Source organism: Chloroflexota bacterium (assembly GCA_014360805.1).
GTDB lineage: Bacteria > Chloroflexota > Anaerolineae > DTLA01 > DTLA01 > DTLA01.
In genome coordinates, this window is record JACIWU010000017.1 from 15,372 (window position 1) to 36,364 (window position 20,993).

A 20,993-nucleotide genomic window follows, 5' to 3' on the forward strand; every position below is an offset into this window, starting at 1 on the left:
CCACAGCACCCTTGACGGCCTGGGGCGTACATAGTATACTCTGGTTGAGCGGCGAGTGCGCGGCACAGAGGGCTGGCCCACGATGCCATTGAGGTGCTGGCGGCGGAAGACGTTCACATCATGGCTGTAGCACCATGAGATTCCTCCTGGATCAGGATGTCTATCCGGCAACGGCTGGCTTGTCGCGCGCCGGCGATATGGAACTGCTACAGGCGACCCGTGAGCAGAGCCGTATTCTTGTTACCCGCGACAAGGACTTCGGCGGCCTCGTGTCTTGGAGGAGCAACCGTAACCCGTGATGCAATGTGCCCTTGCCATCACGGAGGAGCGGCACGTCCTGATACAATCAGCGGAGATTGTTCACAACACTTCAAGGAGGAAGGCGATGAAAATCAAACGGGACGCGGTCATTGTCAGCGCGGTGCGCACCCCCATCGGCAAGTTCATGGGAACCCTGTCCACAACCCCCGCCCCGCGTCTTGGGGCCGTCGCCGTCAAGGAGGCGGTGAAGCGCGCGGGCATTCCAGACCCCGCGGCCATTGACGAAGTCCTCATGGGGTGCGTTGTGCCGGCGGGAGTGGGCCAGGCTCCCGCCCGCCAGGCGGCCATCTACGCCGGCCTGCCGCCCACCGTCGGCGCGACGACCGTCAACAAGGTGTGCGGCTCCGGTCTCAAGACGGTGATGCTCGCGGCCCAGGCCATCAAAGCGGGCGACGGCGACATCTTCGTCGCGGGCGGCATGGAGAACATGAGCATGGCGCCGTACATCCTGCCGCAGGCGCGCGCCGGCTACCGGCTCGGCGACGGCAAGGTGGTGGACGCCGTCGTCCACGACGGTCTGTGGTGCGCCTTCGCCAACCACCACATGGGCAACTCCGCGGAATTCATCGCCGAACAGTATCACCTGACCCGCGAGGAGTTGGACCGCTTTGCCTACGAAAGCCAGATGAAGGCCATCGCCGCGATCCAGGCCGGCAAGTTCAAGGCGGAAATCGTGCCCGTGGAAGTGCCCCAGCGCAAGGGGCCGCCGCTGGTCTTTGACACTGACGAGTGCCCGCGGGCCGACACCACGCTGGAAGCCCTGGCCAAACTCCAGCCCGCGTTCAAGCCGGGCGGCATCGTTACGGCGGGCAACTCCCCCGGCATCACCGACGGCGCGGCGGCGGTTGTCGTCATGAGCCGCGAGAAAGCCGACCAACTCGGCATTCCGCCCATCGCCACCATCACCGGCTACGCCCAGGCCGCCGTGGAACCGCTGTGGCTGTTCATCGCGCCGGTACACGCCGTGCAGAGGCTGATGGAGCAGACCGGCAAGACCATCCACGACTACGACCTGATAGAGGCCAACGAGGCTTTCGCCGCGCAGGCGCTGGCCGACGGCAAGGCGCTGGGCTGGGACTGGGCGCGGGTGAACGTGAACGGCGGAGCCATCGCCCTGGGCCATCCCATCGGGTGCAGCGGCGCGCGCATCCTGGTAACGCTGCTCCATGCGCTCAAGGATCGCGGGCTGAAGACCGGCCTGGCGACGTTGTGCCTGGGCGGCGGCGAGGCCGTGGCGCTGAGCGTGGAGATGGAGTAGCCGGCCGTCTGTTCGTCGTCGTAACCGTTCGCGAAAACCTGCTCCGCGTAATCTCGGCGCGAGATATGAGCCGTCGGGAACGGGAGGTGTACAGAGATGCGGAAGAAACGGGTGAAAGAAATACCGCAGTTTGAGAGCGAAGAGCAGGAGCGCGAGTTTTGGTCTGCCCACGACTCGGCGGAGTACGTGGACTGGAAGCAAGCGCGTGCCGTGCGGCTGCCGAACCTGAAACCGACGACGAGAACCGTCTCCATCCGCCTACCCGTAACGTTGCTGGAAGATCTGAAGTTGTTGGCGAACAAGCGCGACGTGCCTTACCAATCGCTGCTCAAAATATACCTGGCCGAACGCATTGAGGAGGAATTGCGCGCAGCAGCGGGGACGGACTAGTCGGAGTTCGGCCCGCACAGGCAATAGGGGAGCAGGGGCGGTCATCCACCCTGCAACGTAACCTGGACGTGCAAGGCGGAGTATCACTGGCGGCGGCAATGACAGGGGCGAAACGTTGGCCGAAACAACGCCCTGTATCTGGCAGGCATCACAGCCAAAAGGCTTGCTTGTGGCCAGATTGCAAGAACTGTGCTTGAGGGAGCAGCGATTTGAGTCCCAACTGGATCCGCGGTTTGCGTATGCAGGGTCGCATGGTGGACGTTGTCGCTCTCGGCCTTGTTGCGCATCTCGGCCTGCTCTTGCTCCCGCTGCCCTTCGGAAGAGACCAGGGCATCTACGCATACGGCGGAAGTCTGATCCTTCGCGGAGAAGTCCTCTACCTGGACACGTGGCAGAATCCGGCGCCTGCCATCTACTGGACCTACGCCCTAGCAGAGTGGTTCTTCGGGCACAGCATTATGAGCATCCGCATCGTGGAGTGGGTAGCACTCCTGGCAGGCTGCTGGTTGGCGGCGCGGGTAGCGGCGACCCTTTTCGGGCGAGGGGCTGGATACGCAGCCATGGCAGCCTACGCTCTCCTATACGTGCCGCTAGATCCCTGGTTCAGCGCCCAGGCTGAATGCTTCGCCAACGTCTTCAGTCTGGCAGGGCTATACCTGCTGGTGCGCAGAGGTGATGGGCATCAACGCTGGAGACTGGTCGTCGCAGGTGGCCTGTTTGGCGCCGCCCTGTGTTATAAGCCAACCCTGGCGCTATGGCCCTTGGCGCTGGTGCTGTGGCTCGCCTTGAGTCGGCGGAAGGAGGCGTGGGCGCACGGGCTGCTGGATGCCGTATCATTTGCCGCTGGCGTCGGTGCGGTCCTGGCGGCGGCAGCGGCGTACTTTGTGGCAACCGGGGCACTGGGTGAACTAGTGAGCCAGGTCGGCACGTTCAACATGGTGATCTATCGCGAAACGGCACGCCATGCCTCGTGGGGCGCCTGGGTACGCGATATGGTGGACGATACGCTGGCTTCGCTTTTCAGCATCGGCTGGGCGGGCTTCAGCATTCTGGCGATTGCGTCCACGCTCTGGCTTGTGGCGACGCGCACAGCGCGGAAACCAGCGCCTGTCCTCCTCATGGGCGTGGCTGCCGTCCTTGCCGTGTACGCCCAGCCTCATCAATGGATATACCATTGGATTCCAATCTTCCCATACACGGCCATCCTGGCGGGGACTGCGCTCGCTGCGACAATTCGGGGGCTACGCGAGGCGCCGGACCGACTCCACACCTGGATCGCCATAACAGTTCTGGCGCTGGGAGTCGCTGGCTCGGTTTGGCCATGTCTCGTCCGTGCGGGAGATGTGATTCGCATCGCTGTCGGACTCAAGTCCCCAACAGAATTCTACGAACGGTTCAGCACCTATGGGCGCGGGGATTTCTCGTTCCTGGCGGAGATGGAGGTCGCGGACTACCTGCGCGCCCACACGATGCCCGAGGACTTCGTTCAGGTTTGGGGATTTGAGGCAGGCATCAACTTTCTTGCGGACAGGCGGTGCCCGACTCGTTTCAGTATAATCCTGCCCTTCGTGATTGACCGAAAGGGACATCCCCTGACCCAACGGTGGTTCGCCGACTTCTTAAGGGATCTTGATCTGCGCCGACCGCTCTATTTCATCGTTGTAGAGCAGGATTACAACCCGGTGCAGCGAGTGGACTCCAAGACGGCCCTGTCGTGGTACCCGCAGTTGGTAGAACGGCTGAAAACTCAGTACCAAGTGGAAACTGTCATAGAGCACTTCACGCTGTATCGGCGGGTTGACTGAACCGCCCATTGCGGCGGGAGCAGCGCAGGAAGTTGTCAGTGTCTTGGCCAGTCCACGCAGGACTTGGCGGCTATGGAGCGAACACCCCCGCCCCGTCCGCCGCGGCGCACACGTAGATTTCGGCTTCCAGCCCCGTCTGTTCGCGATACCCCCTGCGCAACGCCGTAACGAATGCATCCACGGCATCCACCCGCACCAGGTTGACCGTGCAGCCGCCAAACCCCGCGCCCGTCAGCCGCGCGCCCAGGCATCCCACCTGGCGGCGCGCGATCTCCACGAGCGCGTCCAGTTCGCGGCAGGAGACCTCGTAGTCGTCGCGCAGACTGGCGTGCGAGGCGTCCATCAGCGCGCCGAAGGTTTCCGCTTCGCCCCGCCGCATGGCGGCCACGGCCTGCTCGACGCGGGCGTTCTCGGTGATGACATGCCGCGCCCGTCGGTACACCACGTCGGACAGGCGAGACCGCGCCGATGCCAGCGCCGCCTCGTCCGCATCCCGCAGCGCACGAACTCCCAGCATCCTCGCCGCTTCCTCGCACTGGCTGCGCCGCTCGTTGTACGCCGAATCCACCAGCGCGCGCTTCACCATGGAGTTGGCGACGACGATGCGGAAGTCCGCGGGCAGGGGCACGTGCCGATATTCCAGCGTGCGGCAGTCCAGGAACAGCGCGTGCCCCGCGCGCCCCAGCACCGCGACGAACTGATCCATGATGCCGCAGCGGTTGCCCACGAACGCGTTCTCGGCGCGCTGGCAGGCGAGCGCCAATTCTTCCGGCGGGAGCGTTTCCCCCGCGCTTGCCAGCAGGGCGAGTCCCGCCGCCACCTCCAGCGCCGCCGACGAGGACAGCCCCGCACCGATAGGGACGGTACCCTGGATGACGGCATCTAGCCCGCGCAGCGCTATGCCCTTTTCCCCCAGCGCCCACGCCACGCCGCGCACGTAGTTGCTCCACGGCTCGGAAGCGTCGTTCGCGAAGTCATCCAGCGCGAACACCGACGCCTGCCCGAAGTCCAGCGACCACAGGCGCACCGTGCGATCCTCGCGGGGACGGAATGCCATCCAGATGTCGCGGTCAATCGCCATCGGGAGCACGAAGCCATCGTTGTAGTCGGTGTGCTCGCCGATGAGATTCACCCGCCCAGGCGCGCGGGCGCACAGGACGGGCTCCGCGCCCCACTGGCGGCGGAAGGCTACGCACAGGCGTTCCGGGCGATCATCGTTCGGCGTCATCTACATTCACCTCTATGGCCCGCAGGCGCGCCGCGGTCTCCTCGGGGAGCGTGTCGTTGATGAACGTGCCCGCGCCCGATTCGCAACTGGCGCGATACTTCAGTTTGTCGGCGGCTCGGTGCGGCGGGTAGAACTCCACATGGAAATGATATTCAGGGTGCGCTTGACCATCCGTCGGCCTCTGGTGCATGAGCATCATGTAGGGTAGCGAGAAGCCGAACAGGCGGTCGTACTTCATGAGCACGGTCTTCAGGATGCGCGCAAAGTCGGCGCATTCCGCGGCGGTGAATTCGGGCATGGCGCCGATGTGCCGCCGCGAGAAGATGTGCACTTCGTAGGGCCAACGGGCGAAGAACGGGACGAAGGCCGCGAATCCATCGTTCTCGACCACCATCCGCCGGCCATCCGCCCTCTCCTCCGCGAGGATGTCGCAGAACAGGCAGCGCCCCGTTCGGGCCTCGTGCGCCGTGGCTTGCTGAATCTCGCGCTCCAACACCGGCGGGATGAATGGGAACGCGTAGATTTGCCCGTGCGGGTGGTGCAGGGTAACGCCGATGTCCTCGCCCTTGTTCTCAAAGATCAGCACGTACTGCACATAGGGCAGGTTGCCCAATTCGGTATAGCGGTCCGTCCAGACCCGCACGAGTTTCTCGTACTGGCTCAACGGCAGTTGCGCCAGCGTCGTATCGTGCCGAGGCGTGTACAACACAACCTCACAGACGCCCTGGGCCGGCCGCACCGGATACAAATCCGTTGCCGACACCGAAGGCGCGGGCGGCGCGGAAAAGAACGTCGGGAACCTGTTCTCAAACACGGCCACATCGTAGTCGGGAAATGGCACCTCACTTTCAAAGCCGCCGGGTTTTGTCGGGCACAGGGGGCAATGGTCCGGGGGCGGCAGGAAAGTGCGCTCTTGCCGGTGGGTCGCCGTAACGACCCATTCTCCCAACAACGGGTTCCATCTCATTTCGGACATGGGATGCTCCTCATAATCAAGAAGATGTCATCTGTGGATGGCATTGGGAAATAACCTTGCTTCTCCATTAAGTTTGTATTTTATAGCCGCCGTAGTTGCAGGCTTGTGGACATGTGGAAAACTGCCGTTCTTCGGCCTTGTTGTAGTGAAGCGCTGCCATCCCCACTAGCGGTAGTGTCTTGTGTGCGCGGCGTGCCGGGGGACAAGTTGTGGACAGGGCCAGAACCATCCGTGCGCCGCCGCCCGAGATGCGCGCCGAGTGCGGGTTTTGTGGATGACGGTGGATATCTTTCGCGGGTTATCCACAGGGAATGCCCGATTCTGATGTCAGCCCCCCTCCACCAGTTTGTAGCCAACGCCCCAGATGGTTTCAATGGAAACGCCGCTGGATTGAATCTTGTTGCGAACGTGGGCAACATGGACGTCCACGGTGCGGGTCTCGCCGTAGAAGTCGTAGCCCCATGCCAGTTTCAGGATTTGCTCGCGGGTAACCACCATGCCCTTGTGCTGCGCGAGGACAAGGAGCACGTCAAACTCCTTGGTGCGCATGTCCACCCGCTGGCCTCGGATGGTAACCTCGCGGCGGTGGGGGTCTATCACGAGGTCGCCGATGCGGATCGGTTCGCCCGAGTCGGAGGGACCTTTGGCGCGCCTGAGCACGGCCCGCACACGGGCGACCAACTCGTGGGGGTTGAAGGGCTTGGTGAGGTAGTCGTCGGCCCCCAGTTCCAGGCCAACGATCTTGTCCACGTCGTCGGTGCGCGCCGTCAGCATGATGATGGGCACCTGCGATGTCGCGCGGATGCGGCGGCACACCTGCCAGCCGTCCACCTTTGGCAGCATCAGGTCCAGGACGATCAGGGCGGGGTTGAGCGAAGAGGCTTTGCGAAGGGCCTCCTCGCCGTCGCCTGCGCATTCAACGGAAAACCCCTCCTTCTCCAGGTACGTGCGCACCAACCGCACGATGTTCTCCTCGTCGTCCACGACCAGGATGAGATCTGTGGCCATGCTGACCTCCTTGGGACAGGCTCATTTTACGGCAGTTTTCGGGATTCATCAAAGCCGCCGCGCGAGGCGCTTCGTTTGCGCACAGAGGACGCGAAGGCCACAGGAAAGAAACCTCGCGCCTCCGTTGCCAACACAAGACCGAAATGAATCCACCGGCTCAACCCATTGCCAAATGGCCCAACTGTGTGTATAATGGGGGCATGGAAGGGAAGCCGCGCGAGAAGTTCCAACCCTGGCGACCGAGGGAGACGCAGCCAGGCCGCACCGGACTGACCTGGCAGCAGATGGCGTTTCTCATCGGGATCAACGCTATCATCGCCCTGGGCATCAGCGTTGTCGTAACGCTGACCCTGGGGCGCGCCACCCCGGCATCGCGTGCGCCTGCGCCCTCGCCCAGCCCCGTGCCGCCCGTGGAGTCGCCCGTCGCGGCGGCGGCCACGACTCCAACCCAGCCGACCACCTACACGGTGAAGCCCGGCGACAGCCTCTCGGCCATCGCGTTCCAGTTCGGCATCTCGCTCCAGGAACTCATGGCGGCAAACGACATCACCGATCCCGATGTCCTGTTTGCCGGCCAGAAACTCGTGATCCCTGTCCCCGGCAGCATCACCCCCGTCCCGACGCCGCGCCCCACCGTCGCGCCGACGGGAGCCGCTACTCCGATACCCACCAACACCCCGCCGACCGGCCCCGATTTGCGCATAGAGTCGGTCCAGATCCTACCGGACGAGCGCGACTCATTCGCCGTGATCACCAATTGGGGCATGTGGGCGCGGTTGAAGGGCTGGACGCTGGACGACGGCCAGGGGAATGTGTTCACGTTCCCCGACCTGTCGCTGTTCCAGGGCGGCAGCGTGCGAGTGCACACGGCCGCCGGAACCAACACCGAGGTGGATCTGTATTGGGGCATCAACAAGGCGGTGTTCGTTTCGGGCCGCACGCTCACTCTGAAGGATGCCACCGGCAAGGTGGTGGCCTCGTACACGGTGCCCTAGCGGGGCCGCCGTCTTTACTCTTCGTCTAGCCCCCTCAGATGGCACGTGTCGTTGAGGTAGAGGAGAGACCGGCGGTGCGAATCCCACAGGAACGCGTTGATGCACCCGTTGTCCTGCGGCATGCGCCAATAGGCCGACGGGTCCATGCCGAGGATGTGGAGCATGACCGCCTTGCAGACGATCTCGTGGCTGAACAGGGCGACGGTCTGGCCCGAGTGCGCGGCGCTCAACTCGTTGAGCATCGCCACGGCGCGCTCTAGCACGATGGGCAGCGAGTCGCCGCCGGGGAATTGGACCAGATGGGGCGCGTGGAGCCACTGGCGGTACAGGTCGGGCCAGAGTTCGCTGACTTCCTTGGGGGTATGGCCCTGCCACTCGCCGTAGTCCGCCGAAATCAGCCCGCGGTGGATTTGGACCGGCAGGCCCAGCGCGTCGGCCAGGGGTTGAGCCGTCTGCACGGCCCGAAGGAGCGGGCTGGAGTAGATGGCGCGAATCGGCTCGCCCTTGAGCCACTCGGCAATCCGTTGCGCCTGGACGAAGCCCAAGTCGCTCAGCGGCAGGTCGGTCGTGCCGCGAAAGTGCAGGTCTTTGTTCCAGGCGGTCTGACCGTGGCGCACGAGCAGGAACCGCGTTGTCATGGAGTCGCTCCTAAACGATGATGTCGCGGCCGATTATAAGCCGCGCGAGGAGAATGTCAATCGTGGGCAAGGAGCCGCTACCGGAAATAGACTGGAGCGCCCTGATAGAGGAGCAAATCCAGGAGGCGATGCGCAAGGGCGCCTTTGACAACCTCCCTGGCGCGGGCAAGCCGGTGCACCTGCCCAGGAATCCGTACCTGGATCCCGACATGGAGATCGCGTTCAAGATTTTGCAGGATCACGGGTTCGCGCCCGAGTGGATAGAGGCAGACAAGGACGTGCGCGCTCGCGTCGGGCGGTGGCGGGACCGCCTTGTCCGCGAGTGGGAGTCCTATCGCCGTGCCGTGGCGCTCTGCGAGCAGAGGCCGGAGCCGTGGCGCGGCGTGCGCCGACAGCAGGCCGAGGCCGCGTGGCAGAAACGCTGGTCGGCGCTCCAGCGCGAACTGGCCGAGTTGAACCGCGACATAGACATCCTGAACCTGAAGATACCCCTTGCCTGGCTCCACCGCCCGCGGCTGGACGCCGAGCGGGAGTTGGACAAGGTGCGCATGGGAGAGCGTCGTGAACCCGAAGGATGAAGCCCCCGCCCCCGAAGAAGACGTCCTGCACAGCGGCATCCGCCGGATTGTCCTGTCGCGCGAGACCATCCCGCGCACGCCCCGCTGGACCCGCGCCTTCCGCCGAACGCTGCTGCGCCTGGCGCGCACCATCCGCGAAGCCGAGGCCCCCAGCCCATCCGACGCCAACGCCGGAATCCCACCTACGGAGGAACGCCACGATGACCGATCCTGAAGCCCTGCACCGCCGCTCCATCGTGATAGACGCCCATTGCGATACGGCGCTGCTGGCCGCCGAAGGCACGTACAACCTGGCGGACCGGCACGAGTCGCACCACCTGGATTTTCCGCGGATGCGCGAAGGCGGCATAACGGCGCAGATATTCGCCGTGTTCGTGGAGGCGCGGTACCTTCCCGCCCAAGCCACCCGCCGCGCCCTCCAGGTCATAGACGCCATGTACCGCCAACTGGAGGCCGCCGGGAGCAGCGCGCGCCTGGTTACCCACGCCGCCGACATTGAGGCCGCCAAGGCCGATGGCGCGCTGGGGGTCATCCTGGGGCTGGAAGGCGCCGAGGCGCTGGAAGGCGACCTGGGCGTGCTGCGGATGTTCCACCGCCTGGGCGTGCGCAACATCGGGCTGACCTGGAACTTCCGCAACCAGGCCGCCGACGGCGTAGGCGAGGAGCGCACCGGCGGCGGCCTCACCACCTTCGGCGTGGCGCTGGTGGAGGAGATGAACCGCCTGGGCATCTTGGTGGACATCGCCCATCTGTCGCCCGCCGGCGTGGAGGACGTGCTCAAGGTGAGCCAGGCTCCCGTGATCGCGTCGCACGCCAATGCCCGCGCCGTGTGCGATCACCGCCGCAATTTGACCGACGCGCAACTGGAAAAGATCGCCCGCAACGGCGGCGTGGTAGGCGTAACGTTCGTGCCCGCCTTTGTGGATGGGCGCGACGGCCAGGCCACCCTCGCGCGGGTGCTGGATCACATAGACCACATGGTGCGCGTGATGGGCGACGAGCATGTGGGCCTGGGGTCGGACTTTGACGGGTTCTTCGGCGACGAGAAGACCGTCGGCCTGGAGGAAGTTTCGCGGATGCCGGCCATCACTGCCGGCCTGCTGGAGCGGGGCTACTCGGAAGCCTCGGTGCAGAAGATTCTCGGCGGCAATTTCCTGCGCGTGTTCCGCCAGGTGGTGGGCTAGGCCATGAAACTCCTGATGTTCCAGGCCAAGCGCTTCTGGTTTCGCTCGTTCTCCAAGACGCTGGATTTCGTAGAAGACCAGGAGGTGGAGCAGGAGGTGCTGGACGCCGCCGTCATCTTCATCCACGCCGAAGCGGGCGACGAAGCGCAAGGCCCCTCTCTCCTGACCAAGGCGCTGAAGAACATCAAGTGGATTGCCAACAAGCGGGGGCTGAAGAACATCGTGCTCCATTCCTTCACCCACCTGGCCGAGACCACAGCGCCCGCCGAGTACGCCCAGGGCGCGCTGGAGACGCTTGCGGCGCGCCTGCGCGACGCGGGGTACTCGGTCGCGGTAACGCCATTCGGCTACTTCTGCGAGTGGGACTTGTCGGTGTACGGTGAGTCGCTGGCGAAGGTGTACAAGGCGCTGTAAGGGCCTCGGGTGTTCCTGCGTGCGACGCGGCCCACTCCCACGCCCACTGGGGGCTTACTGCGCCCCCTCGCATGACGGGCACTCAAATTTCTTTCTTGCAGACTTGACAAGAATCAAAACCGTGGTATAATAATTTTGAATCACAATGTAATTCTTTTGGAGCGTGGGAATTATGCAACCCGTGTTGGGCAAATGCCCTGTCTGCGGCGAAGACCTGATCGCGACCCGCTTGCATTGCCCGAACTGCGACACCACCATAGAGGGCCGGTTCGCGCTGGAACGTTTCCACCGCCTGACGCCTGACCAGATGGCCTTCGTGGAGTTGTTCATCCGCTGCGAGGGCAAACTGAACCGCGTGCAGGACGAACTGGGCCTGTCCTATCCCACCGTCCGCAATCGGCTCAACGACGTTATCCGCGCCCTGGGGTATCAGGTGGCCGAGCAGGCCATGAGCGTGGAGGAGCGCAGGTCCATCCTGAACGACCTGGCCCAGGGCAAGATCACCGCCGAAGAAGCCGTCCAACTGCTGAAGGGGTAAAGAGTCGTGCTGGCAACGAGCGCCTCGCGCAAGGTCCCGTTCCGCGGCGTGCGCCGGCTGAGCCTGGCCCGCGACCTGCGCGATGTGGCGAACCTGATTGAGCAGACCTTCGGGCAGGAGCCGGACCGCGCCGGACAGTCCGTCGCCTCCGAGTTCCGCGCCCTGGCCTGGTGGGGGCCGCTCCTGTGGGCGCTGGATCGGCTGAGCATGGGCGGCGAGGCGTTCACGGGGTTCGTGTGGGAAGAGGATGGCCGCGTGGTGGGCAACGTAACGCTAAGCCGCGAATGGGCGGCGCCAGGCTGCTGGCTCATCAGCAATGTCGTCGTGGCCCCCGACTACCGGCGCAGGGGCATCGCCCGCGCGCTGATGGAGGCGGCGATGGAGTTCGTGGCGTCGCGGCGGGCCGTGTGTGCCTTCCTGATGGTGCGCCGCGAGAACCAGGCGGCCATCCGCCTGTATGAGGCGCTGGGCTTCGCAGAACTCGGCGGCCAGGTAACGCTTCGGCGGGAATCGCCCCCGCGCCCCGTGGCCGAGCCGCCTCTGGGCCTCGGCCGCCTGGTGCGCGATGTTACCTTCCGCGATGGCAGGGCCCTCGCCGACCTGGCGCGGGCGGCCACGCCGGCAGCGGTCCAGCGGATTCAGCCGGTGCAGCCGGACGCCTGGCTCTCCGAAGCGCAGGCCGGGTCGGGGGGCTGGCTCCTGAACCGCCTGGGGCAGCGGTCTCGTCGGTGCGTCGTGGAGGAAGACGGGCGGCTGCTGGCCTATGCGCGGCTGAACATCGCCAGGCGCAAGTACCATCGCCTGCGATTCATGGCGCTGCCCCATGTGCGGGGACAGGTTGAGGGGGCGCTGCTGTCGCGCATGCTGAACTTGCTGGCCGACGCGGCGGCGCTGCCGGTGCTGGCCGACGTCGGCGCAGAGGAGACCAGCGCCATAGATGTTCTACGCGCCCGCGGCTTCGCCGAGAGCCGCTGGCTCCTGATCATGGCGCGCCGCTTGGACACGGCCGCGCCGAGGTTTTCTGAGGAGGTGTGATGGAACCCGAACACAGGGAGATTCTCCGACTGGTGCAGGAGGGCAAGATCACCGCGGACGAGGCGGCCCGCCTGCTGGACGCGATGGGCGAGGGGGCCGCCGACGGCGAGGAACGCCCCCGCTCCGAGGGCGCGGCGACGGAGTCGTTGTCTCAACCGGTGGGACGGCCCCGCGCGTCTCGCCCTGTATACTGGCTGTTCGTGCTCCTGTTCGGCCTGGGGTGGACGCTGGCGGGCGCGGCCCTGACCCTGTGGGCTTTGGGCACGGGGTGGATGGTGCTGACGGTGCCGTTTCTCCTGGTGGGGCTGGCGATTCTGTCGCTGGGCGCGGCGTCGCGCGACGCAACCTGGCTCAGCGTCCGCATCACGGATTCGGAAGGCCGCCGCAAGTTCGCGCTGGATTTCCCGCTTCCCCTGCCGGTGTTGGCATGGGGTGTGAGGGTCGCCCGACCGTTCGTCCCCCAGTTCCGAGACACGGCGGTGGATGAACTCATCCTGTCATTGCAAGGGAGCGGCGCGGTGGGCGAACTGCTTCTTGTGGATGTGGTGGACGACGAAAGCGGGGAGCGCGTCCAGGTGAGGGTGGTTTAGTCAAACGGAGGCAGGCAAGATGTCATTGAGCGAAGAGCGAATGCAAATCCTGAAACTGCTGGAGCAAGGCCAGATCACCGCCGACGAAGCGGCGAAACTCCTGGCGGCGCTGGAGTCGGGTCGCAAAGAGGCCCCGTATTCGGGCGCGGCCTCGGCGCCTCGCTGGTTCCGCGTGCGGATCACCGATTTGCGTTCGGGCAAGGCCAAGGTGAACGTGAACATCCCCATGAGTCTGGTGGACGTGGGCCTCAAAATGGGCGCCAGGTTCGCGCCGGATATGGAGGGCGTGAACCTGGACGAGATCAAGCAGGCGATCCAGTCGGGCCTCCAGGGGAAGATCGTGGATGTGGAAGACGAGGAAGATCAGGAGCACGTGGAGATCTTCATAGAGTAAGGGAGACCGTCATGTCAAGAGCGCTTTGGCGTTGGGTCATCAACGCGGTGGCGTTGTATGTCGCCGCGCGCGTCGTTACGGGCATTGAACTCACGGGCGATTGGGTGTCGCTGGCCCTCATCGCCCTGGTCTTCGGCGTGGTGAACGCGCTGTTGGGGCCGATTCTCAAGTTGCTGTCGTGCCCGCTGATTCTGCTGTCGCTGGGCGTGTTCACCATCGTCATCAATGCGGCCCTGTTGCTGCTCACGTCGTACCTCAGCGAAGCGTTGAACCTAGGCTTCCATGTCAGCGGATTTGGGCCTGCCTTCCTGGGCGCGCTTCTCATCAGCGTCGTGAGTTTCATCCTCAACGTGTTTCTCAGGGATTCCGACAGGCACGAGCGGCGGAAGAAGTAACGCGCCGCCCGCCGCGGAGGCAATGCTTCACACGAAGGCACAAAGACACGAAGGTTTTTCTTTGTGCCTTCGTGTTTCCGTAAACGTGCCCCCGCATATCCGGCACATGTAGCGCCGTCGTCGGGCTTGCGCTGCGCGGGCAAGTTGTGCTACACTTCGCATGACCTGAGACGCAGCACCAGCGCATCGCGGAGGCCGTTATGCTGGCAAAAGTGCACAGTTGCGCGGTCGTGGGGCTTGACGGGGCGGTGGTGGAGGTGGAGGTGGACATCTCCGGCGGCCTCCCATCGCAGACCATCGTGGGCCTTCCGGACGCCGCCGTGCAGGAATCCAAGGAGCGCGTGCGGGCCGCCATCCGCAATTCGGGCTTCGTGTTCCCGGGTACGCGCCTGACGGTGAACCTGGCCCCCGCCGACATCCGCAAGGAAGGTCCCGCCTACGACCTGCCCATCGCGGTGGGCGTCCTCATCGCCACCGAGCAGATGCCGCCGATCCCCGCCGATACGCTCCTCCTGGGCGAACTGTCGCTGGAGGGGACGGTGCGCCACACCAACGGCGTGCTGCCCATCGCCAGCCAGGCGCGGCAACTGGGGTTCTCCACGCTTCTGGTGCCGGAGGCCGACGCGCCCGAGGCCGCCCTCGTCCCCGACATCACGGTGATCCCCGTGCACGATCTGGTCTCGCTGGTCAAGCATTTCCTGGGGCTGGCGCCGATCCCGCCGTTTCCGCACCACGTGCCGAACATAGACACCGACGACCTGCCCACCTACTGCGTGGACTTCTCGGAGATCAAGGGGCAGGAGCACGCCAAGCGGGCCGTTGAGGTGGCGGCGGCAGGGGGGCACAACGTCCTCATGGTTGGCCCTCCCGGCGCCGGCAAGACGCTCCTGGCCCGCGCCCTGCCCGCCATCCTGCCCAAGATGACCATAGACGAGGCCCTGGACGCCACGCGCATCTACAGTGTGGCCGATTGCCTCCCGCCGGACGTGCCTCTGATTCGGCATCGCCCGTTCCGCGCGCCCCACCACACCATCAGCCATGCGGGGCTTGTGGGCGGCGGGCGCTGGCCGCGGCCCGGCGAAATCTCGCTGGCCCATCGCGGCGTCCTGTTCCTGGACGAACTCCCGGAATTCGGCCAGCGCACGCTGGAGGTGCTGCGCCAACCCCTGGAGGACAAGATCGTAACCATCGCCCGCGCCCAGGGCAGCCTCACCTTCCCGGCCAACTTCATGCTAGTCGCGGCCATGAACCCGTGCCCATGCGGCTACTACGGCGACCCGGTGCGCGAATGCACCTGCTCCATGAGCACCATCAGCCGCTACCAGAAGCGCATCTCGGGGCCGCTCTTGGATCGCATAGACATCCACGTGGAAGTGCCGCGCGTGGACTACGAGAAACTTTCCGACGACCGGCGCGGCGAACCCTCGGCCGTCATCCGCCGGAGGGTGCAGGCCGCCCGCGACCGCCAGCAGCAGCGCTTCGCGGGAACCGCCCTCACCTGCAACGCCGACATGGGCCCCGCCGAGGTGCGCGAGTTCTGCAAGATTGACGACAACGGCAAGAGCCTAATGAAGTCGGCCATGCACCAGTTGCAACTCAGCGCCCGCGCCTACCACCGCATCCTCAAACTGGCGCGTACCATCGCCGACCTGGAAGGCAGCGCCGACATCCAACTCCACCACATTGCCGAGGCGCTCCAGTACCGGCCGCGCAAGATCGTCTAGCGAGACGGAATCCCTATCACCACGAGGCACCATGGACATCCTCTACCTTTCGCCGCACCTGGACGACGCCGCACTGTCGTGTGGGGGACTCATCCACCAGCAGACCCGCGCGGGGCTGGCGGTGGGCGTGCTGACCATCTTCGCGGGTAGCGCGCAGACCGACGTGCGTTCGCCGTTCGCGCAGGCCCTGGAGGCCCGCTGGGGCGCACAAGGCGACGCCATCGCCATGCGCCGCCGCGAGGACGAGGAGGCCCTCGCCGTGCTGGGCGCGCAACCCATCCATTGGCCCTACGAGGACGCTATCTACCGCCTGCACCCGCGCACGGGCGAACCGGTATACCCCGATCGCGAGGCCATCTTCGGCGACGTGAGCGCCCACGACCCCGTCAAGGCGCGGACGCTCGCGTCCGAGGTACGGCGACTGTGGCGCAAATCGGGCCGCCCTCGGTTGTACGCCATGCTCGCCGCCGGGCAGCACGTGGATCACCAGGTCGTCCAGCGGGCCGTGCTGCACCTGGTGGAGCGCGACGGCCTGGAAATCGCCTGGTACGAGGACTACCCCTACGCCGAAGACCAGGACGCCGTGCGCCAGGCTGTGGCCCGATCGCCGTTGGCCGCATTGCAACCGCAGTCGGCGCACCTGACAGAGGAAGACCTGACCGCCAAACTGGACGCCATCGCCTGCTACCGGTCGCAGATTCCCATCTTCTGGCAGGACGAGGCCGACATGCGCCGACGCGTCAGGGAACATGCGCTGCGAATAGGCAGAGGTGTCCCCGCCGAACAGTACTGGGTGCGTGGCGGCAATTGTATCCACGAATAACACGAATCTACACGAATGGAGAATAGACCCCAAGGGGCTTGGAGACACTTGGGGTCTCACGCCGTCGTTGCGGGCGCCGGCAAGATCCGGAATCGTATCTCTCGGCGTGGCAATTTGGCAACCACCGCGAACCCGTGTATAATAGCGCCAGAGAGAACGGTGTGCCTCGGCAATCGTCTCTCGGTTTTTGTTACAGGTGTGGAAAATGCGTTCTGGCTACGCCCCCAAGAGAAAAGGGCGACAGACGCTTTTTCTATTTGCCTCAGAAAGTCCAAAAACACTCTTCGCGAGGATTGAGAGGGCCGATGTCACAGAAACCGGTTTTCCTGACCCCTGATGGACTTCGCAAACTGCAAGAGGAACTGGAGTACTACAAGAACGTCCGCCGCCCCGAAGTCGCCACCCGCATCCACTCCGCAAAAGAGGAAGGCGACGTTACCGAGAACGCCGAGTACGACGACGCCAAGAACGAGCAGGCTTTCATAGAAGGCCGCATCCTGACGCTGGAACAGATCCTGAACAACTACGTGCTGATAGAAGAGGGCGGCACGTCCGACCGCGTTACGTTAGGGTCAAAGGTAACCATCGCAGAAGACGGCGAGCCGCCGGAGACGTTCCAAATCGTCGGGTCTGCCGAGGCCGACCCTGCCAGCGGCCGCATCTCCAACGAGTCGCCGCTGGGCAAGGCGCTGCTCATGCGCGGGGTGGGCGAGACCGTGCAGGTGCAGACCCCGGGCGGCGTGCGCCGCATCCGCATCATCGCCCTGGAATAGCCGCACAACGGCGGAAGGGCCAACATGACCGAACGACTCACCGATCAGGAACAGTACCGACGGGAAAAACTGGCCAAGTTGCGCGAGAAGGGCGTAGATCCCTATCCCCCTCGCGTGGCGCGAACCCACACGGCGGAAGAAGCCAAGCGCGCCTTTGAGGCCGCGCCCGAAGGCGCCGAAGTGCGCGTAACCGTGGCGGGGCGCATTCTGACCGTGCGCGAGATGGGCAAGTCCACCTTCGCGCACATAGAGGACGGCTCCGGCCGGATTCAGATTTACCTGCGGGTGGATCGCCTGGGCGAAGAAGCCTACGACGACTTCCGCAGACTGTTTGACATCGGGGATTTCGTCTCGGTGGCGGGCGTCGTGTTTCGCACGCGCACCGGCGAGATCACCGTCCTGGCCGACTCTATCACGCTGGCCGCCAAGACGCTGCGCCCCCTGCCCGACAAGTGGCACGGGCTGAAGGATACCGAACTGCGGCACCGGCAGCGGTACCTGGATTTGCTGGCCAACCCCGAAGTGCGGGACATCTTCCGGATTCGGGCGCGGGCCGTTGCGGCGCTGCGCCGATTCCTGGACGAGCGCGGGTTCCTGGAAGTGGAGACGCCCATCCTGCAGCCCATCTACGGCGGGGCGGCCGCCCGCCCCTTCATCACGCATCACAATCAACTGGACCAGGACCTCTACCTGCGCATCTCGTTTGAGTTGTACCTCAAGCGGCTCATCGTCGGCGGCTACGAGCGGGTGTACGAAATCGGCCGCGACTTCCGCAACGAGGGCATCTCCTTCAAGCACAATCCCGAGTTCACGCAGTTGGAGTTCTACCAGGCCTACGCCGACTACAACGACGTCATGCGCACGGCCGAGGAGATGGTCGCCTTCACCGCCCGCGAGGTGCTGGGCACCACCAAGATCACGTACCAGGGACACGAGATTGACCTCACGCCGCCCTGGCGCAGAATCCCGCTCCGCGATGCCATCCGCGAGGCAACCGGTGTGGACTACGAGAAATACCCCGACGCCGAGAGCCTGTTCAAGGCCATCGTCGCCAAGGGGTTGGACGTGGAGGCCAAGTCCAGCCGCGGCAAACTGATTGACTCGCTCCTCGGCTCCTACGTGGAACCCAACCTGATTCAGCCCACGTTCCTAATAGACTACCCGATAGACGTGTCGCCGCTGGCCAAGAAGAAGCCCGGCTCCGAGACCACCGTGGAGCGGTTTGAGGGATTCGTGGCCGGTATGGAGATTTGCAACGCCTTCTCGGAACTCAACGACCCGCTGGACCAGCGCGAGCGGTTCCTGGCCCAGGCGCGGGATTTCGCCGCCGGAGATGAGGAGGCGCACCAGATGGACGAGGACTTCATCACCGCGCTGAGTTACGGCATGCCGCCCACCGGCGGTTTCGGCATGGGGATTGACCGCCTGACGATGCTGCTGGCGGATCAGCCGAACATACGCGAGGTCATCCTGTTCCCGCACATGCGACCTCGCGACAGGGAGAATGCGTGAGCCACCCGCTGCACGTTGCCATCCTGTGGCACATGCACCAACCGGACTACCTGGACCCGCGCACGGGAGAGTACGCGCTCCCATGGGTGCGCCTGCATGCGGTCAAGGACTACCTCCGCATGGCCGAACTCCAGGCGCAGTATCCCCAAGTCCACGCCACCGTCAACTTCGTCCCCTCGCTCCTGGCGCAGATTGAAGCCTACGCCGAGGGCGCCGCGCAGGATCGCGCTCTAAAACTCAGCACCCAGACGGCGTGGTCCAGGGAAGACAAAGCCTACATCCTGTCGCTCTTCTTCTGCGTGAACGAGCACAAGGTGATGGCGCGGTCTGCCCGCTACCTAGAACTCAAGGCGCGCAGAGATGCCACCCGCGGCGATGTGGACGCCTTTTCCGACGCCGACTACCTGGACCTCATCGCGCTGTTCAACCTGGCCTGGATGGACTCGCTGAACCTGGCCCAGGATCCGCAATTCCAGGCCATCTCCCACAAGGGCGCGGGGTACACCCCCGAGGACATTCGCCTCATCCTGGCCAAGCAGCGCGAGGTGATCGCGAGCATCATCCCGGCCTACAAGGCGCTGGCGGCTCAGGGACAGGTGGAACTCACCACGTCGCCCTACTACCATCCCATCCTGCCGCTCCTCATCAGCACGGACTCGGCGCGGGTCGCCATGCCGGGCATCGCGCTGCCGAGCGTGGCCCTGGCGGCGCCCGAGGACGCGCGCGAACAACTGGCGCGCGCCGTCCAGGCCCACGCCGCGCGATTCGGCAAGAAGCCGGCGGGCCTGTGGCCGTCGGAGGGGGCGGTGGGCGCTGCCGTCGTGCCCCTGATCGCGGAGGCGGGGTTCGCCTGGTTCGCGTCCGACGAGGCCATCCTGGCCCGCAGCCTGGGGGTACGAATAGAGCGCGACGGCGCGGGCCATGTCAAGAACCCCTCCATCCTTTACCAGCCGTACTGGGTGGACGGCGGGGGTCGCCCCGTCGCCGCCGTCTTCCGCGACCACGCGCTGTCGGATCGCATCGGCTTCGTGTACCAGAGCATGAACCCGCAGGCCGCCGTGGACGACATGATCTACCGCCTGCACGTGATTCGCGAGCGGCTGGAGCCGGACGGCCTGCCCTACCTGGTGCCCATCATCCTGGACGGAGAAAACGCCTGGGAGTACTACGAGCAGAATGGCAATCCGTTCCTGAAGACCCTGTACCAGCGGCTGGGCGACGACCCGCTGCTGAAGCCCGTTACCGTGCGCGAATACCTGCGGAAGTACCCGCCGCGCGCGCGGATTGACCGCCTGTTCACCGGCTCGTGGATCAACGGGAACCTGGACACGTGGATCGGCGAGGAGAAGCACAATCGCGCCTGGGCGTGGCTTGCCCAGACCCGCCAGCGGCTGATGGACTGGCAGGCGGCACATCCCGACGCGCCCGCGCAACTCCTCGGCGACGCGTGGGAGCGCATCTACCAGGCCGAGGGCAGCGACTGGTTCTGGTGGTACTCCAGCCGCAACCGCTCGCCCATGCAGGCCGAGTTTGACTGGCTGTACCGTGCGCGGCTGCTGGACGTGTACCGAATCCTGGGCGAGACGCCGCCCCGCGACCTGGCCGAGTTGGACGCGGCGTGGGGCCGGCCCGACAACGCGATTCCTTTCATCCAGTCCGCCGCCAGCGGCTGGCCCGAAACGTGGGCCTGGGATCGGAGCCTCACGCTCGTTCCCCTGGCGGCGTCCCAGGGGGCTGCCCAGCGGGCCTACGTCCCCGTGCGGCGGCTTCGCCTGCACCGCGACGAGCAGAGCCTGCACCTGCGCCTGGAAACCTACGAGCCGATGGAGAGCCCGAACGTCATCGTGGACATCTGGCCGACCGGAGACGGCACCGGCGCTCCCTGGACGGCGCATCTCGCTGGCGACACATCGGCGGAGGCGGGCGTGCGGGTGCGCCGGGGCACGCACGACCTGTACTTGAGCATCCCGCTCGGCGCGGCGGGCATCGGGCGCTCGGCCAGCATCGGGTTGCGCGTCGCCCTCGTCCAGAAGGACGGGGAGAAGTGCTGGGTGCCATCGGAGGCTCCCGTCGCCCTTGTGCTGGATTCCATACAGGCATGAACGCAAATGCAAATGCGAATTATTGACAGCCGTCGCGCGTCTATGCTAAAATCGCGGCCATTCGGTGGGTCGGCACGCCCACCGAGAAGGGCGCAGTCTCCTGCCCTTCGGACTCCCGAAAGAACGCCGAGCGTCGGCTCACATTTGCGTTAGGGTCTCTTGCGCAACATGTGTTGCGTTAGCCCGTTCGCGTCTGTTGTTGGGCGCTTCAACCGAGATGGCGCGGCCATGCGGCGTTGTACAAGGCGGACCTAAGGGCGCTTTCGCGGCGGCCCACCTGGGAAAGCGCCGTTTTGTACAAGGGGGCGAAGA

Annotated in this window: 23 protein-coding genes; 19 read left to right on the plus strand and 4 right to left on the minus strand. The window is 65.1% G+C overall.

All coding sequences use genetic code 11. The features are described from left to right. Positions 1–134: 134 nt before the first annotated feature. The 4 genes from H5T65_04560 to H5T65_04575 all read left to right on the plus strand — a co-directional run bounded on the left by H5T65_04560 (position 135) and on the right by H5T65_04575 (position 3,774). On the plus strand, positions 135–299 hold the full coding sequence (locus tag H5T65_04560) for a DUF5615 family PIN-like protein (GenBank protein ID MBC7258495.1): 165 nt from the start codon (positions 135–137) through the stop codon (positions 297–299). Positions 300–385: 86 nt separating this feature from the next. Then, entirely contained in the window at positions 386–1,579 is a 1,194-nt protein-coding gene (locus H5T65_04565) for an acetyl-CoA C-acetyltransferase (GenBank protein MBC7258496.1), read from the plus strand. Positions 1,580–1,675: 96 nt separating this feature from the next. After that, the gene (locus H5T65_04570; GenBank protein MBC7258497.1) at positions 1,676–1,969 is read left to right on the plus strand and encodes a BrnA antitoxin family protein; all 294 of its coding nucleotides are present in this window, start codon (positions 1,676–1,678) and stop codon (positions 1,967–1,969) included. A gap of 251 nt (positions 1,970–2,220) precedes the next feature. After that, on the plus strand, positions 2,221–3,774 hold the full coding sequence (locus H5T65_04575; GenBank protein MBC7258498.1) for a glycosyltransferase family 39 protein: 1,554 nt from the start codon (positions 2,221–2,223) through the stop codon (positions 3,772–3,774). Positions 3,775–3,844: 70 nt separating this feature from the next. On the opposite strand, the gene H5T65_04580 is transcribed toward H5T65_04575, so the two are convergent. From H5T65_04580 to H5T65_04590, 3 genes are all read right to left on the minus strand, one after another. After that, positions 3,845–5,002: a galactokinase gene (locus H5T65_04580; protein ID MBC7258499.1), complete on the minus strand. Its 1,158-nt coding sequence runs from the start codon at positions 5,000–5,002 to the stop codon at positions 3,845–3,847. Continuing rightward, positions 4,986–5,978, minus strand: coding sequence for a galactose-1-phosphate uridylyltransferase (gene galT / locus H5T65_04585; protein MBC7258500.1), 993 nt, complete (start codon positions 5,976–5,978; stop codon positions 4,986–4,988). The genes H5T65_04580 and galT overlap by 17 nt, the downstream gene beginning before the upstream one ends. Before the next feature lie 327 nt (positions 5,979–6,305). Beyond that, positions 6,306–6,986 carry a response regulator transcription factor gene (locus H5T65_04590; protein ID MBC7258501.1) on the minus strand — a complete coding sequence of 227 codons (681 nt, stop codon included), beginning with the start codon at positions 6,984–6,986 and terminating at the stop codon, positions 6,306–6,308. Positions 6,987–7,186: 200 nt separating this feature from the next. Here H5T65_04590 and H5T65_04595 point away from each other — a divergent pair, with 200 nt between their 5' ends. Further along, the gene (locus tag H5T65_04595; GenBank protein ID MBC7258502.1) at positions 7,187–7,981 is read left to right on the plus strand and encodes a LysM peptidoglycan-binding domain-containing protein; all 795 of its coding nucleotides are present in this window, start codon (positions 7,187–7,189) and stop codon (positions 7,979–7,981) included. A gap of 14 nt (positions 7,982–7,995) precedes the next feature. Here the strand turns inward: H5T65_04595 and H5T65_04600 are convergent, their stop codons facing one another. After that, complete coding sequence (locus H5T65_04600; GenBank protein ID MBC7258503.1) at positions 7,996–8,619, minus strand: histidine phosphatase family protein; 624 nt, start codon at positions 8,617–8,619, stop codon at positions 7,996–7,998. A gap of 62 nt (positions 8,620–8,681) precedes the next feature. On the opposite strand from H5T65_04600, the gene H5T65_04605 reads away from it, so the two are divergent. The 14 genes from H5T65_04605 (at position 8,682) to H5T65_04670 (ending at position 20,681) form a co-directional block, all read left to right on the plus strand. Further along, on the plus strand, positions 8,682–9,197 hold the full coding sequence (locus H5T65_04605; protein ID MBC7258504.1) for a DUF1992 domain-containing protein: 516 nt from the start codon (positions 8,682–8,684) through the stop codon (positions 9,195–9,197). Further along, positions 9,181–9,411 carry a hypothetical protein gene (locus H5T65_04610; protein ID MBC7258505.1) on the plus strand — a complete coding sequence of 77 codons (231 nt, stop codon included), beginning with the start codon at positions 9,181–9,183 and terminating at the stop codon, positions 9,409–9,411. Before H5T65_04605 ends, H5T65_04610 begins: the two co-directional genes overlap by 17 nt. Then, entirely contained in the window at positions 9,398–10,381 is a 984-nt protein-coding gene (locus tag H5T65_04615; protein MBC7258506.1) for a membrane dipeptidase, read from the plus strand. The genes H5T65_04610 and H5T65_04615 overlap by 14 nt, the downstream gene beginning before the upstream one ends. Positions 10,382–10,384: 3 nt before the next feature. After that, entirely contained in the window at positions 10,385–10,795 is a 411-nt protein-coding gene (locus H5T65_04620) for a hypothetical protein (protein ID MBC7258507.1), read from the plus strand. A 169-nt stretch (positions 10,796–10,964) separates the two neighbouring features. Further along, complete coding sequence (locus tag H5T65_04625; GenBank protein MBC7258508.1) at positions 10,965–11,333, plus strand: DUF2089 domain-containing protein; 369 nt, start codon at positions 10,965–10,967, stop codon at positions 11,331–11,333. A 6-nt stretch (positions 11,334–11,339) separates the two neighbouring features. Next, complete coding sequence (locus H5T65_04630; protein MBC7258509.1) at positions 11,340–12,368, plus strand: GNAT family N-acetyltransferase; 1,029 nt, start codon at positions 11,340–11,342, stop codon at positions 12,366–12,368. Further along, on the plus strand, positions 12,368–12,958 hold the full coding sequence (locus H5T65_04635) for a hypothetical protein (protein ID MBC7258510.1): 591 nt from the start codon (positions 12,368–12,370) through the stop codon (positions 12,956–12,958). The genes H5T65_04630 and H5T65_04635 overlap by 1 nt, the downstream gene beginning before the upstream one ends. 19 nt (positions 12,959–12,977) lie before the next feature. Next, a complete protein-coding gene (locus tag H5T65_04640) occupies positions 12,978–13,352 on the plus strand; it encodes a hypothetical protein (GenBank protein ID MBC7258511.1) in 375 nt (124 codons plus the stop codon). A gap of 11 nt (positions 13,353–13,363) precedes the next feature. After that, positions 13,364–13,747 carry a phage holin family protein gene (locus tag H5T65_04645; protein MBC7258512.1) on the plus strand — a complete coding sequence of 128 codons (384 nt, stop codon included), beginning with the start codon at positions 13,364–13,366 and terminating at the stop codon, positions 13,745–13,747. Positions 13,748–13,947: 200 nt separating this feature from the next. After that, a complete protein-coding gene (locus H5T65_04650; protein MBC7258513.1) occupies positions 13,948–15,471 on the plus strand; it encodes a YifB family Mg chelatase-like AAA ATPase in 1,524 nt (507 codons plus the stop codon). Positions 15,472–15,502: 31 nt separating this feature from the next. Next, positions 15,503–16,294 (plus strand): PIG-L family deacetylase, encoded by a 792-nt coding sequence (locus H5T65_04655; GenBank protein ID MBC7258514.1) that lies wholly within the window; start codon positions 15,503–15,505, stop codon positions 16,292–16,294. 305 nt (positions 16,295–16,599) lie between these two features. Continuing rightward, positions 16,600–17,067, plus strand: a complete 468-nt coding sequence (gene greA, locus H5T65_04660) for a transcription elongation factor GreA (GenBank protein ID MBC7258515.1) — start codon at positions 16,600–16,602, stop codon at positions 17,065–17,067. 24 nt (positions 17,068–17,091) lie between these two features. Beyond that, positions 17,092–18,579, plus strand: a complete 1,488-nt coding sequence (lysS, locus tag H5T65_04665; GenBank protein MBC7258516.1) for a lysine--tRNA ligase — start codon at positions 17,092–17,094, stop codon at positions 18,577–18,579. Beyond that, on the plus strand, positions 18,576–20,681 hold the full coding sequence (locus tag H5T65_04670; GenBank protein ID MBC7258517.1) for a glycoside hydrolase: 2,106 nt from the start codon (positions 18,576–18,578) through the stop codon (positions 20,679–20,681). Before lysS ends, H5T65_04670 begins: the two co-directional genes overlap by 4 nt. Positions 20,682–20,993: the final 312 nt, after the last annotated feature.

What these genes read in the sequence shown, in the direction of transcription:
- H5T65_04575 (MBC7258498.1), top strand. Translation starts at nt 2,221, where the DNA reads ATGGTGGACGTTGTCGCTCTCGGCCTTGTTGCGCATCTCGGCCTGCTC.
- lysS (MBC7258516.1), top strand. Translation starts at nt 17,092, where the DNA reads ATGACCGAACGACTCACCGATCAGGAACAGTACCGACGGGAAAAACTG.
- galT (MBC7258500.1), bottom strand. Translation starts at nt 5,978, where the DNA reads ATGTCCGAAATGAGATGGAACCCGTTGTTGGGAGAATGGGTCGTTACG.
- H5T65_04615 (MBC7258506.1), top strand. Translation starts at nt 9,398, where the DNA reads ATGACCGATCCTGAAGCCCTGCACCGCCGCTCCATCGTGATAGACGCC.
- H5T65_04580 (MBC7258499.1), bottom strand. Translation starts at nt 5,002, where the DNA reads ATGACGCCGAACGATGATCGCCCGGAACGCCTGTGCGTAGCCTTCCGC.
- H5T65_04635 (MBC7258510.1), top strand. Translation starts at nt 12,368, where the DNA reads ATGGAACCCGAACACAGGGAGATTCTCCGACTGGTGCAGGAGGGCAAG.
- H5T65_04600 (MBC7258503.1), bottom strand. Translation starts at nt 8,619, where the DNA reads ATGACAACGCGGTTCCTGCTCGTGCGCCACGGTCAGACCGCCTGGAAC.
- H5T65_04565 (MBC7258496.1), top strand. Translation starts at nt 386, where the DNA reads ATGAAAATCAAACGGGACGCGGTCATTGTCAGCGCGGTGCGCACCCCC.
- H5T65_04640 (MBC7258511.1), top strand. Translation starts at nt 12,978, where the DNA reads ATGTCATTGAGCGAAGAGCGAATGCAAATCCTGAAACTGCTGGAGCAA.
- H5T65_04650 (MBC7258513.1), top strand. Translation starts at nt 13,948, where the DNA reads ATGCTGGCAAAAGTGCACAGTTGCGCGGTCGTGGGGCTTGACGGGGCG.
- greA (MBC7258515.1), top strand. Translation starts at nt 16,600, where the DNA reads ATGTCACAGAAACCGGTTTTCCTGACCCCTGATGGACTTCGCAAACTG.
- H5T65_04590 (MBC7258501.1), bottom strand. Translation starts at nt 6,986, where the DNA reads ATGGCCACAGATCTCATCCTGGTCGTGGACGACGAGGAGAACATCGTG.
- H5T65_04570 (MBC7258497.1), top strand. Translation starts at nt 1,676, where the DNA reads ATGCGGAAGAAACGGGTGAAAGAAATACCGCAGTTTGAGAGCGAAGAG.
- H5T65_04620 (MBC7258507.1), top strand. Translation starts at nt 10,385, where the DNA reads ATGAAACTCCTGATGTTCCAGGCCAAGCGCTTCTGGTTTCGCTCGTTC.
- H5T65_04655 (MBC7258514.1), top strand. Translation starts at nt 15,503, where the DNA reads ATGGACATCCTCTACCTTTCGCCGCACCTGGACGACGCCGCACTGTCG.
- H5T65_04645 (MBC7258512.1), top strand. Translation starts at nt 13,364, where the DNA reads ATGTCAAGAGCGCTTTGGCGTTGGGTCATCAACGCGGTGGCGTTGTAT.
- H5T65_04560 (MBC7258495.1), top strand. Translation starts at nt 135, where the DNA reads ATGAGATTCCTCCTGGATCAGGATGTCTATCCGGCAACGGCTGGCTTG.
- H5T65_04595 (MBC7258502.1), top strand. Translation starts at nt 7,187, where the DNA reads ATGGAAGGGAAGCCGCGCGAGAAGTTCCAACCCTGGCGACCGAGGGAG.